We start from the raw sequence: 12,439 nt of genomic DNA on the forward strand, positions 1-12,439 counted from the left end.
GCGACGCCGTCGGCAACGCGCAGATGGCGCGGCAGTGAACGCGCGAAAGAGCTACTTGATCTTGTCGTAGGCCGCCGCGAAATCGCCGAGCGGCATCGGGATCGCGATCGTTTCCTTGGCCATGTTCTGGAAGGAGACCTTGAGCTGTTTGCCCGACCGCAAGGTCGCAAGCAGGTCCGGTGCGATCGGCGTCGAGGCGTAGCAGCCGCGGTTCTCGCAGGTCTGGATTGGGAGATCGACCGTCTTGCCGTCGTCGACCTGGAGCTTGGCGCCGATGGGAAGGTTGAGGCCGAGCGGCAATTGCAGCAGCGCCACCGGTGTGCGGGTGTCGGGCGCGATGCGGATGTTGATCAGGACGATGGTCTGGCCGGTCTTGGTCAGGACCGCGTTCTGCTCCATCGCGCATTCGAGCGGTGCGTCGCGGCTGACGCTGGTGCAGCGCACGACCCAGCCGGGCTGCTGCGCCGGAGCGCCGTCAGCCTGCGGTTGCGCCGGAGCCGGCTGTGCCGCCGGGGCAGAGGGAGCCGCGTTCTTCTTGGCGCCTTGCTGGGCATGCGCGGCACCCGCCGACAACAGGACAGCGGCGATAAGGGCGACAAGTCTGGATTGCATGGGCATGGCAAAACCGCGTTGACGTGAAGCGAGAGCCTCGCTGTAACGTCGTGAGGCGCGCGGTGCAAGCTGCTACTCGGCAGCTTCCTTAACGGTGCCGTGCTCGACTGTCTCGTCGCCTTCGCCGTCACCCTTACGGCCCCAGCCCGAGAACCAGTTGTTGAGCTCGTCGAGATAGAGATAGACGACCGGGGTGGTGAACAGCGTCAGCGCCTGGCTGACGATCAGACCGCCGACCATGGCGTAGCCGAGCGGCTGGCGAATCTCGGCGCCGGTGCCGTGGCCGAGCATCAGTGGCACGCCGCCGAGCAGGGCAGCCATCGTTGTCATCATGATCGGACGGAAGCGCAACAGCGCCGCCTGCCGGATCGATTCCGCCGGTGTCTTGTGCTCGTCGCGCTCCGCAGCGATGGCGAAGTCCACCATCATGATGCCGTTCTTCTTCACGATGCCGATCAGCAGAATGACTCCGATCAAAGCAATGAGGCTGAACTCGAAGCCCGCCGCCATCAGGATCGCGAGCGCGCCGACACCGGCCGAGGGCAGGGTCGACAGAATCGTGATCGGATGGATGTAGCTCTCGTAGAGGATGCCGAGGATCAGATAGACCACGACCAGCGCAGCGAGGATGAGGAGCGGCACGGTGCCCAGCGACTGCTGGAACGCCTGTGCCGTGCCCTGGAAGCTCGAATTGAGCGTCGGCGGCGCGCCGAGATCGGCCATCGCCTTCTGCACGGCCTCCGTGGCCTGACCGAGCGCGACGCCCTGGGCGAGGTTGAAGCTGATCGTGATCGCCGGGAACTGGCCCTGGTGGCTGATCGAGAGCGGGCGGACCGGATCGGTGCTCCAGGTCGCAAATGTCGACAGCGGCACCTGGTCGCCGGTCAGCGGAGATTTCAGGTAGAGCTTGTTCAGGCTCTCGAGGCTGCCCTGCATCTCCGGCAGGATCTCGAGGATCACCTTGTAGGTGTTGAGCTGGGTAAAATACTGCGTGACCTGACGCTGTCCGAAGGCGTCGTACAGCGTGTCGTCGATCAGCTGCGGCTGGATTCCATAACGCGCTGCGGTATCACGATTGATCTTGAGCTGAACCGTGGTGCCCTGGGTTTGCTGGTCTGTCGCGACGTCGCGCAGTTGCGGCAAGGTCTGCATCTTGGCGAGGATCTTCGGCGCCCAGTCGTTGAGCTCGGTGAGATCGGCGTCCTGTAGAGTGAACTCGAACTGCGTACGCGTCGGGCGGCCGCCGAGCCGGACGTCCTGAGCCGCCTGCATGTAGAGGCGGGCGCCGGACACCTTCTCGAGCTTGGGACGCAGCCGGGCGATGATCTGCTGCGCGGAGGCTTCGCGCTCGTTGCGCGGCTTCAGCGTGATGAACATGTTGCCGTTGTTGCCGGCGCGGCCGCTGCCGCCGATGTTCATCGCGATGGATGCGATGTCGGGATCGTCCATCACGATCTTGCCGAGCTCGACCTGGCGGCGCTGCATCTCCGCGAACGAGATGTCCTGGGAGGCTTCCGAGGTCGCGGTGATCAGGCCGACGTCCTGTTGCGGGAAGAACCCTTTCGGGATCAGCACGAACAGATAGACCGACAGGGCGAGAGTCGCGAAGAAGATCGTGAGCGTGGTGCGGCGCCAGGCCAGGGCATGGTCGAGCACCCATTCGTAGCCGCGCAACATCGCATCGAAGCCGCGCTCGCTCCACTGGTAGAATTTGCCGTGGGTGACCTCGCCATGGGCGCGTAGGAAGCGTGAGGCCATCATCGGCGTCAGGGTCAGCGACACGAACATCGAGACGAAGATCGTCATCGCCAGCACGACGGCGAATTCGCGGAACAGGCGTCCGATGATCCCGCCCATCAGCAGCAGCGGAATCAGCACCGCAACCAGCGAGATGCTGATCGACACGATGGTGAAGCCGATTTCCTTCGAGCCCTTGAAGGCCGCCGCCATCGGCGATTCGCCTTCCTCGATGTAGCGCGTGATGTTCTCCAGCATCACGATGGCGTCGTCGACGACGAATCCGACCGCGATGGTGAGCGCCATCAGCGACAGATTGTCGAGCGAATAGCCGAACACCCACATCAGCGCGCAGGCGCCCAGCAGCGCTAGCGGCACCGTGATGGTGGGAATGACGGTCGCCCAGAAGCTGCGCAGGAAGATGAAGATGACCATGACCACCAGCGCAATGGTCAGCAGCAGCGTGAACTGGACGTCTTCGACCGCGGCGCGGATTGTCGTGGTGCGGTCGCTGATGACCTCGATCTTGATCGCGGGAGGGATCGCTGCGACGAGGCGAGGCAATGTCGCCTTGATCCGGTCGACGGTCTCGATGACGTTGGCGCCGGGCTGCTTGAACACCACCAGGAACACGCCGCGTTTGCCGTTGGCCCAGGCCGCCTGCTTGGCGTCCTCGGGGCCGCTGACCGCCTGGCCGATGTCGCGGATCCGCAACGGACCGCCGTTGCGATAGGCGATGATGACGTCGTTCCAGTCCTTGGACTGGGTCAGCTGGTCGTTGGCGTAGATCGTGTAGGCGCGTTTGTCGCCGTCGATGTTGCCCTTCGGACTGTCGACCGTGGTGATCGCGATCTGGCTGCGCACGTCCTCCATCGACAGGCCCTTGGCGACGAGTTTCGCCGGGTCGATCTGGATGCGGATAGACGGCTTCTGCTGGCCGCCGATGAAGACCTGCGCCACGCCGGAAAGCTGGCTGATCTGCTGGGCGAGCTGGGCATCGACCGCGTCGCTGACGCTGGTCAGCGGCATTGTCTCGGAGGTTGCCGACAACAGCAGGATCGGCGCGTCGGCCGGGTTGACCTTGCGGTAGGTCGGCGGCGAGGGCAGGTTCTTCGGTAGCTGACCGCTCGCGGCGTTGATGGCGCCCTGCACGTCGTTGGCGGCGCCGTCGATGCTGCGGTTGAGGTCGAACTGGATGGTGATCGACGCGGTGCCCAGATAGCTCGTCGAGGTCATCTGGGCGATGCCGGGAATCTGGGCGAATTGCCGTTCGAGCGGCTGGGCCACCGACGAGGCCATGGTCTCCGGGCTGCCGCCCGGCAGATTGGCGGTGATCTGGATGGTCGGGAAGTCCACCTGCGGCAGGGGCGCGACGGGCAGCAGGGGATAGGCGACGAGACCGACGAAGAGAATGCCGGCCATCAGCAGCGAGGTGCCGATGGGATAACGGATGAAAGGTGCCGAAATCCCGCCCGCGTTCATTCCCGTCGAACCTTGTTCTGGGCCGGATCCGTACTCGCCACGGCCGTGGAGACGAGGCTTCCCGGCTGGACCTTGAATTGGCCGCCGGTGATCACCTGCTGTCCGGGCGTGAGCCCTTCGTCGACGACCGAACGTCCGTCGATGGCGTAGCTGACCTTGATCTTGTGCACCTCAGCCTTGTTGTCCTGATTGACAGTATAAGCGTAGAGGCCGTTGGTGGAGTGCTGGACCGCGTCATCCGGGACAACGGTCGCATCCTTCAGGGTGCGCACCAGCAGGCGCGTCGACACCGATTGACCGGGCCAAAGCGCGTGGTCCTTGTTCTCGAACACCGCCTTGAGCCGGATCGTGCCGCTGCTCGTGTCGACCTGGTTGTTGATGACCGCGAGCTTGCCCTCGGCCAGCGTCTTCTTGCCGTCGGTGGTGAAGGCGATCACCCTGAGCGCGCCAGTTTTCTGGCCCTCGCTGATATAGGGCAACTGATCTTCCGGCGCGGTGAAGATCACCGAGATCGGCTCGACCTGCGAGATCGTGACGATGCCGGTCTGCGTCGAGGAATTGACGATGTTGCCGACGTCGACCTGGCGCAGGCCCGCGACGCCGGTGATCGGCGCCTTGACCTGGGTGTAGTCGAGCTGCGTCTGCGCGTTGGAGATCGAAGCTTCGTCGGCGGCGATCTGCGCGGTGAGCTGGGCGACCGTGGAGCGCTGGGTGTCGACCCGCTGTGCGGTGGCGAATTCGCCGAGTTTCATGGCGCGCTGGAGCTCGAGATTGGCGTTGGCCAGATTTGCCTCGTCCTGGGCCTTCTTGGCCTTGGCCTGGTCGAGCGTGGCCTGATAGGGGCGGGGATCGATCGAGGCGAGGAGCTCGCCCTCCTTGACGATCTGGCCTTCGGTGAAGGCGATCTTGTCGATCTGGCCGTCCACCCTGGTCCGGACTTGGACGGTGTTGAAGCCCGCAACCGTGCCGAGACCGGTCAGGTAAACCGGAAAGTCCACCTTCTGGACCGGCGAAACGCTCACGGGGACGGCGGGCGGGCGCTGCGGCCCCTTCTGTGCGGTCTGGGTTTTTCCGGCGTCGGGCGAGCCGAATTTCTGCCAAGCATAGTAACCCGCGGAGGCCACGGCCGCGACGATCAGAATCCAGAGGATCGGCCGGGACTTTTTCATTTCGTCTCGTGTCGGCTGGTATGCCCTTAGTTACGAATTTTGGGGCAATCATAGGGTTCCAGCGCGCTTGTATAATACACGCCAAGTTCCAGTGTAAACAGCACTATCGGCTGAGAATCCTAAACAATTGGAAAGCTTTGCACTGCTTAGGCAGCTCCGTGTCACTACGGTGTGCAGTGCTGCATTCCCCCGCGGCGAACGATCCGCGAGTAAATCTTGTGCAATGCTCGGAAGCGGTGTGCGCGGGATAGGGATGCGCTGCGCGGGGCGGCTCGCAAGAACGGTTCTAAGTCGCGCGGAGGCCGTTTCGGTTGTCAGGCAAACCGGCATCAGTCATATCGGCGCGCCACAACGGGAGCGCAGCATGGACGAACTGAACGGCAAGCTGATCGCGTGTCAGATCCTGATCACGGGACTGATCGCACGCGTCGCCAACGAGCAGCGTGATCCCTTGCGCTTTCTCACCGACTTCCGCGACGAGATCAGAGCCGTCGTCAACGGCGTCAACATCGCGGGCATGGACGACAGCGATCGCGTGCGCGCGGTGGCGCGGAAGACCGTCGACGAATTGTTCTCGCTGATGAAGCCGCCGAGCAGCGATTGAGGATGCGCGCGCGACCGCCGATCTCGCGGCATTTTCGTGCGCTCTTTAGAACCACTCCAATCGTGCTTTAGAACGATTTCAAACTGCAGTTTAGAATCCCTTTGATCTGGACTTATTCAAGCGTTCTCGCGGCTTGCTCGCATTGACCCGCAATTTTGCGGCCGATACCAACACTCCAATCGCTCATCGAAGTGAATGGGCGAACAGGAATATGGGGCGTGTTTGGTAATGGGGCAGGTGGTCGCACCGAAGTCGTTGCGTTCGGTCGCAGCATTCGATGAAAAGTTCACGAGCGTTTCCGGCAAAAAGGTCTCCGCTGTCGCGGGCCTGATCGCAGCAGCATCGGTGTCGAGCGGCGCGGAGGCGCAGCAGTCGAACCTGCCGCCGGTAACGGTCGATGCGCCGGTCGCGCGTCCGCGCCCGGTGGCTTCGAAGCCGACGGCGGACCAGGTCCGCGCGCGTAATGCGCTTCGCCGCGCCGCGCAGCGCCAGCAGGCGGCGCAGCAGACCGCTCCCACCACGCCGTCCGGCCCCGCCGACGCCAATCCGTATGCGGATCCGGCCGCGCCCTACAAGGTCGATCACGTGCAGGCCAGCGGCAAATTCCCGGAGAAGCTGGTCGATACGCCGAAATCCATCACGGTTCTCAGCAAGGAAGTGCTCGCGGACAAGAACGCCACGTCGCTGAAGCAGGCGATTCTGAGCACGGCCGGCGTGACGCTCGGTTCAGGCGAGGGCGGCAATGCGTTCGGAGACCGTTTTTTCATTCGCGGCTTCGATGCCCGCAACGACATCTTCATCGACGGCGTACGCGATTCCGGCGTGAGCGTTCGCGAGAACTTCTTCACCGAGCAGGTCGAGATCCTGCGTGGTCCCGGCTCGACCTTTTCCGGCCGCGGTATCGCTGGCGGTGCGATCAACATCGTCACTAAGCAGGCAAATTCGGACAAGAGCTTCTACAACATGGACACGACGTTTGGCACCGACCAGACCAAGCGTGTCACGCTCGACGTCAACCAGGTGATCAACCCGACGCTCGCCGTTCGCGCCGGCGGTCTGTTTCAGGACGCCAATGTTGCCGGTCGTGACTACGTTACCGACAACCGTAATGGCGCTTTCGTCGCAACGACGTGGAAGCCGACCGAGGCGATCAAGATCACCGGCAACTACATCCATACCGAGCTGACCGGGCGCCCAGATTTCGGCGTGCCCTATTACCGGCCGAGCACGACGTCGACCGCCGGCGGTCCGTTTCCGGACTTCGGCGTCAACCGCAACAATTGGTACGGCTTCGTCAATCGCGACTTCTTCCGGACCGGTCAGGACATCGGCACCCTCAACGCGGAAGTGCAGATCACCCCCGATCTGGTGGTCAGCAACAAATTGCGCGCTTCGCGGTCGAGCCAGAACTACATCGGGACGCTTGCTGAAGCGCCGAAGCTCGTCGGTCCGCCCTCGGCCTGGACACTGAGTGCAAATCCGCAGAGTCGCTTCCAGGTCACGGATGTGTTTGCCAACCAGACCGAGGCCACATACAAGTTCAACGACGATGCGGGCTTCAGGCACACATTGCTTGGCGGTGTCGAGTACGACCGCGAGAGATCGTCGATCGACAGCTATACCGGCCTCAGCTCGGAACTGACCACCGGTGTGCCGTTTAGCGGTAGCGGCTCGAAGACCGATGTCAGCGCATTCGCTCCGCAATATGCGAATCTTCCCTTCGGAATTCCGAGCCTCACCGGAACCCCTACCAAGATCGGCATCGACACCGTCAGCGGCTACGTCATGGATAGCGCGAACTATCGTGACTTCGTGATCCTCAATGGCGGCTTTCGCTATGATGACTACAGCGTCAAGACGTCGAAGGTCGGCACCGGTGGCCAGCAATCGGCGGAATTCCTGATCCCCAACTTCAATCTTGGCCTTACGCTCAAGCCTGCACCGAACGGCAGCGTCTATGTGGCGTACGCGACCTCGGCGAACCCTGTCGGCGCCGAGTTCGACGGCACCAGCACGGCCTATGGCGGCCTTAATCCAACCCTCGCCGGCGGCAACACGCAGATATTCGGTCCCGAGAAAAATAAGGCCATCGAACTCGGCACCAAATGGGAGCTGTTCGATCGTCATCTGCTTCTGACCGCGGCGCTGTTCCAGACCACGAAGGAGAATGCGCGCGAGTCGCAGAACGTCGGCAGTGCGGCCGCGGCTGCGCCCTTGGGATGCGTTTATCCGACTGGAACGACTGGCAACATATCGTGTATCACGGCGGGGGCAGCCTACCGCATCCGCGGGATTGATCTCGGCGTTGGCGGCAAGATCACCGACAAATGGAGCGTGTTCGGCGGCCTGGTGCTGATGCAGTCGGAAGTGACGAAGTCGCAAGCGCCGTCGGCTAACACGACGCTGTATCCGACCAATGTCGGGCTGCCGCTCGCCAACATTGCGCATCAGTCGTTCAGCATGCTGTCCAAATACCAGCTCACCGATGTCTGGGAGCTTGGCGGACAGGCAGTCTACCGCTCCGGGATCCGCGGCGGCACGTTGCTTGCGGCGAACCAGGGAACATCCATCCCGGGCTATTGGCGGTTTGACGCTTTTGCGGAAGCCAAGATCAACAAGAACTGGCAGGTCAAGCTGTTCGTCAACAACATCTTCGACAAACGCTACTACGACGCACTGTACCAGAGCGCTGCGCCCTTCGTGCTGGAAGCACCGGGTCGCGCCGCCTATCTGGTGATCTCGGCGCGCTACTGATGAAGCCATAACGAGGGGCCATGCTGACGTGCATAGACGGTGTCCTGAGCAAGGATGATGTGGCGGATTTCCGCCGCATCATGGACGCCAGCAATTGGGAAGACGGGCGCTCCACCGCGGGCTCGCAGTCGGCGATGGTCAAGCGCAACGAGCAATTGCCGCCGGACAGCGAGGTCGCGCGCAAGCTCGGCAACCGCATCATCTCGGCATTGACGTCGAACCCGCGCTTCATCGCGGCCGCGATCCCGCTCCAGATCTTCCCGCCGCTGTTCAACCGCTATGCAGCCAGCAGCGGCCACCATTTCGGCCTGCATGTCGACAATGCCATCCGCGGCGACCGCCTGACCGGCCTTCGCATCCGCACAGACCTCTCGGTGACGCTGTTCCTGGCCGAGCCGGAGGAGTACGACGGTGGCGAACTTGTGATCGAGGACAGCTACGGTTCGCACGAAGTCAAGTTGCAAGCCGGGGACTGCGTGCTCTATCCCTCGACCAGCCTCCATCTCGTGACCCCGGTGACCAGGGGAACGCGGGTTGCATCTTTCTTCTGGCTTCAGAGCATGATACGGGACGATCAAGCCCGGAGCATGATCTTTGACCTCGACACCGCGATACAGGCGCTGGTGGAACGGCTCGGGCGTGACGATCCCGAAACGGTCAAATTGACGGGTATCTATCACAACCTCATTCGCTACTGGGCCGAAGTATGAAGATCATGTCCTTCCAAGCAAGCCTTGCCGCAGCTCTGGTGCTGGCGGCCGCCTGGCTTGCATCCCCTGTTTCTGCCCAGACGCAAGCCGCGCCCGCGGCACCGGTCCAGTCGACGGCTCAGCCGTCCGCGCTCGGCCCGGCCCCGGTTGTTGCTCCGCCTGCGGCGCCCCAAGCTGCCGCGCCCGCGGCTGCAAAGTCTGATACCGCAGCCGGCATTGCGCCCGCCATGAAGGAATTGTCGCCCTGGGTGATGTTCATGTCGGCGGACATCATCGTGAAGGCGGTGATGATCGGGCTCGCTTTTGCATCGCTGATGACCTGGACGGTGCTGATCGCCAAGTCGATCGAATTGTCGATCGCCGCGACCAGGCTTCGTTCGGCGCTGAAGAGGATCGCAGAGGCGCGCTCGCTCGCGGAAGCGCAGATGGCGCTCGGCGCCAAGGGGGGCATCCTGCCGGCCTTCCTGGCTGCGGCGTTGCGCGAGGCGCGGATGTCGGCCGGCCTCTCCAGCGATACCGGTATCAAGGAGCGCGCGGCTTCGAGCTTCTCCGAGATCATGCGCGCGGAGGCGCGGCGCATCCGCGTCGGCATGGGCGTGCTCGCAACCATCGGCTCGACCTCGCCGTTCGTCGGTCTGTTCGGCACGGTGTGGGGCATCATGAACAGCTTCATCGGCATCTCGAAGTCGCAGACCACGAACCTCGCCGTCGTCGCGCCCGGTATCGCCGAGGCGCTGCTCGCCACCGCGATCGGTCTGGTCGCCGCCATTCCCGCCGTCATCATCTACAATTACTTCTCGCGCGTGACGAAGAGCTATCTCGAACTCGTCAGCCGTGCGTCGGGCGCGGCGGGGCGGTTGCTCTCGCGTGATCTCGACCGCAGCCACGGCAGCGTGCATTCGCGCGCGGCGGAGTGAACCATGGGCGTTTCGCTCGCAGACAATGATGACGACGACGATTTCGGCGAAACGCATGAGATCAACGTCACGCCGTTCATCGACGTCATCCTGGTGCTGCTGATCATTTTCATGGTCGCAGCGCCGCTCTCGACCGTCGACCTGCCGATCGATTTGCCGACGTCGAGTGCGACGCCGCAGAAGAAGCCGGATAAGCCAACCTATCTCAGCATCAAGCCCGATTTGACGCTTGCCATCGGGGAGAACCCGGTGCAGCGCGCCGAGTTGATCGGTACCCTCGACGGCCTGTCCGACATGAGCAAGGACAAGTATGTCTTCCTGCGCGCCGACCGCTCGGTGCCGTATGGCGAGTTGATGGGCGTCATGGAGCTGTTGCGCTCAGGCGGCTATTCGCGGGTGAAGCTGGTTGCGCTGGAAGGCGCTCCGGGGGCGCCTGCGGCAGGCGCCGCTCAGCCTTAGAGGCCCGCTATGTCGGACGAGTCCAGACCAGCCCGGACGCTTTGGATTTTGGCAGCTCTGGCGGCGCTCGCGCTGCATCTGGGCGGTGCCGCGCTTGCGCTGGCGCACCTGCGGGCCGATGACGGCGACGATGGCCTCGGCGCGGCCGGCGCGGAGTTCGCAGTCGAGATGGCCTCGCCGAAGGCGCCTGACACCGACCTTCCGCCGGGACCGGATAGCGAAGCGATGCAGGAGCAGCAGGCGCTTCCCGAGCAAAAGGCCGAGACCAAGGAAACCGAGCTTCCAAAGGATCAGTCGCAACAGGTCGACGATCCCGATCGGGTCGTCACCGAAAACATCTCGAAAAAGCCGCAGGACGAGGATCCGAAGATTGCGGCGGTCGAAACGCCCGCTGCGGAAGCTTCGCCGAAGTCCGTTGCGACGGCGCGGCAGACACTCGACGAGGACGCGCGCGAGGCCGAGAAGGCGCTGGCGCCTGTGCTCGGCATCGGCAAGGATATTTTGAAGCTGACAGCCGACTGGAATCGCAAGATCAGCGCGCATCTCACGGCCCACAAGGTCAACCCGGAGGGCAAGGAGCCCAACAATCAGAAGGTCAAGGTCAGCTTCGCGATCAATCGGCGGGGCAACGTGCTTTCAGTCGACGTTGTCGAGTCGTCCGGGGATGCAGCTTACGATGCGGCCGCGATCTCGATCGTCCGCAAGTCCGATCCGATCCCGCAGCCGCCTGCCAGCCTGACCGACGACCGGTTCGAGCGCACCGTCGACATCATCTTCACGCCGCCGGACGCAAAGAAAAAGAAGAAGACGGCTCAGCGCCAGTAGAGCCTGATCCCGACATAGACCACGACCAGGCAGGCGAAGATCAGGGCCACCGGGAGCGGCCGTTGCTGGTTTGTGCCCGCGGTCGCTGCCCCGAAGAAACCGGTCTTCTTCGGCTTCGGTTCTGGGCGGCGGAAAGCGGTAACATTGTCCGCAGCCGGTTCGGCCGCCCGAGGGCGGACGTCAGGCGGGGTTCCCGCGCCGCCCATCTCGGCATAGTAGGCCTTGTAGATGGCGCCGATGGTGGCCTCGGTAGCCTCACCCTCGTTCATTTGCGCCTGCAGGTTCTTGTAGCTCGCGAGGAACTCCTGCGCGCCCGGAGGCAGCGCGGACGACCCGTTGAGCTTGGCCATCATCTTCCAGGTGGCGAAATCGGCGCGGGCGCGGGTATCGGCGCGTCGCGCGATCAGCATATCGGCAGCTTTGACCAAGTCGGCCTCTGGCCCTTCGGCTTGTGTTCGGGTGTGGCTGTTCAACTAAGCATTGCCGGTCAGAAAGAGAACAGCCTGAATCACATAACCGGTCAACGTTCGCAGTATTGCTGAAATAACATCAAGATTTAGACCGAACTGCGAGCCCGCCAGCGGTAGCAGGATCAGCAAGCCGATCAGGATCAGCATCCCGAACGGCTCGAGCCGGGCCAGCGGCAGGGCGAGCGGCCGGGGCAGCAGCCCGACCGCGACGCGCCCGCCGTCGAGCGGCGGGATCGGCATCATGTTGAACACCGCTAGCACCGCGTTGATCAGCAGTGCGTTCTCGAGATTGTCGACGATCCATTGCGCCGAGTTGGCCGGAGCCAAGGGCAGGGCGTGCAGGGCAAGAGCTGCCGCCAGCGCCAGCAGGATGTTGGTGGCGGGCCCGGCCAGCGCCACCCACACCATGCCGAGCCTGGGGTTGTTGAGCTTGCGGAAATTCACGGGCACGGGCTTGGCATAGCCGAACAGGAACGGCGAATGCGCGAACAGCAGCATCGCCGGCAATATCAGCGTGCCGAACGGGTCGATGTGGCGGAGCGGGTTAAAGCTGACACGGCCGAGCTGCCATGCGGTATCGTCACCGAGACGATATGCGACGAAGGCGTGCGCAGCCTCGTGGAAGGTGATGGCGAGCACCAGCGGCAGCACCCACACCGAGAGGTCATACAAAGAAATGTTCACGGCTCGTCCGTCCCGG

General features: G+C 63.3%; 11 protein-coding genes. 6 read left to right on the top strand and 5 right to left on the bottom strand.

Annotated elements, in window-relative coordinates:
- Nucleotides 1-51: 51 nt before the first annotated feature.
- The 3 genes from ABIB91_RS12935 to ABIB91_RS12945 all read right to left on the bottom strand — a co-directional run bounded on the left by ABIB91_RS12935 (nucleotide 52) and on the right by ABIB91_RS12945 (nucleotide 5,000).
- The gene (locus ABIB91_RS12935; RefSeq protein WP_354161335.1) at nucleotides 52-618 is read right to left on the bottom strand and encodes an invasion associated locus B family protein; all 567 of its coding nucleotides are present in this window, start codon (nucleotides 616-618) and stop codon (nucleotides 52-54) included.
- Between the two features lie 66 nt (nucleotides 619-684).
- On the bottom strand, nucleotides 685-3,831 hold the full coding sequence (locus ABIB91_RS12940) for a multidrug efflux RND transporter permease subunit (RefSeq protein WP_007592357.1): 3,147 nt from the start codon (nucleotides 3,829-3,831) through the stop codon (nucleotides 685-687).
- On the bottom strand, nucleotides 3,828-5,000 hold the full coding sequence (locus ABIB91_RS12945; RefSeq protein WP_354161339.1) for an efflux RND transporter periplasmic adaptor subunit: 1,173 nt from the start codon (nucleotides 4,998-5,000) through the stop codon (nucleotides 3,828-3,830). Before ABIB91_RS12945 ends, ABIB91_RS12940 begins: the two co-directional genes overlap by 4 nt.
- A gap of 364 nt (nucleotides 5,001-5,364) precedes the next feature.
- On the opposite strand from ABIB91_RS12945, the gene ABIB91_RS12950 reads away from it, so the two are divergent.
- The 6 genes from ABIB91_RS12950 to ABIB91_RS12975 all read left to right on the top strand — a co-directional run bounded on the left by ABIB91_RS12950 (nucleotide 5,365) and on the right by ABIB91_RS12975 (nucleotide 11,269).
- Nucleotides 5,365-5,604, top strand: coding sequence for a hypothetical protein (locus ABIB91_RS12950; RefSeq protein WP_007609012.1), 240 nt, complete (start codon nucleotides 5,365-5,367; stop codon nucleotides 5,602-5,604).
- Nucleotides 5,605-5,832: 228 nt separating this feature from the next.
- Complete coding sequence (locus ABIB91_RS12955) at nucleotides 5,833-8,358, top strand: TonB-dependent receptor (protein WP_354161344.1); 2,526 nt, start codon at nucleotides 5,833-5,835, stop codon at nucleotides 8,356-8,358.
- Nucleotides 8,359-8,378: 20 nt separating this feature from the next.
- On the top strand, nucleotides 8,379-9,068 hold the full coding sequence (locus tag ABIB91_RS12960) for a Fe2+-dependent dioxygenase (RefSeq protein ID WP_354161347.1): 690 nt from the start codon (nucleotides 8,379-8,381) through the stop codon (nucleotides 9,066-9,068).
- Complete coding sequence (exbB, locus tag ABIB91_RS12965; RefSeq protein WP_354161350.1) at nucleotides 9,065-9,985, top strand: tonB-system energizer ExbB; 921 nt, start codon at nucleotides 9,065-9,067, stop codon at nucleotides 9,983-9,985. The genes ABIB91_RS12960 and exbB overlap by 4 nt, the downstream gene beginning before the upstream one ends.
- Before the next feature lie 3 nt (nucleotides 9,986-9,988).
- On the top strand, nucleotides 9,989-10,444 hold the full coding sequence (gene exbD / locus ABIB91_RS12970; protein WP_354161353.1) for a TonB system transport protein ExbD: 456 nt from the start codon (nucleotides 9,989-9,991) through the stop codon (nucleotides 10,442-10,444).
- A 9-nt stretch (nucleotides 10,445-10,453) separates the two neighbouring features.
- Nucleotides 10,454-11,269, top strand: coding sequence for an energy transducer TonB (locus ABIB91_RS12975; RefSeq protein ID WP_007592345.1), 816 nt, complete (start codon nucleotides 10,454-10,456; stop codon nucleotides 11,267-11,269).
- On the opposite strand, the gene ABIB91_RS12980 is transcribed toward ABIB91_RS12975, so the two are convergent.
- Together ABIB91_RS12980 and ABIB91_RS12985 are read right to left on the bottom strand one after the other, a co-directional pair.
- Nucleotides 11,257-11,679, bottom strand: coding sequence for a hypothetical protein (locus ABIB91_RS12980; RefSeq protein ID WP_354161536.1), 423 nt, complete (start codon nucleotides 11,677-11,679; stop codon nucleotides 11,257-11,259). The genes ABIB91_RS12975 and ABIB91_RS12980 overlap by 13 nt on opposite strands.
- Before the next feature lie 63 nt (nucleotides 11,680-11,742).
- Nucleotides 11,743-12,423, bottom strand: coding sequence for a site-2 protease family protein (locus ABIB91_RS12985; RefSeq protein WP_354161356.1), 681 nt, complete (start codon nucleotides 12,421-12,423; stop codon nucleotides 11,743-11,745).
- Nucleotides 12,424-12,439 lie beyond the last annotated feature (16 nt).

This window comes from Bradyrhizobium sp. JR4.3 (genome assembly GCF_040547695.1).
In the GTDB taxonomy this organism is placed as follows: Bacteria; Pseudomonadota; Alphaproteobacteria; order Rhizobiales; family Xanthobacteraceae; genus Bradyrhizobium; species Bradyrhizobium canariense.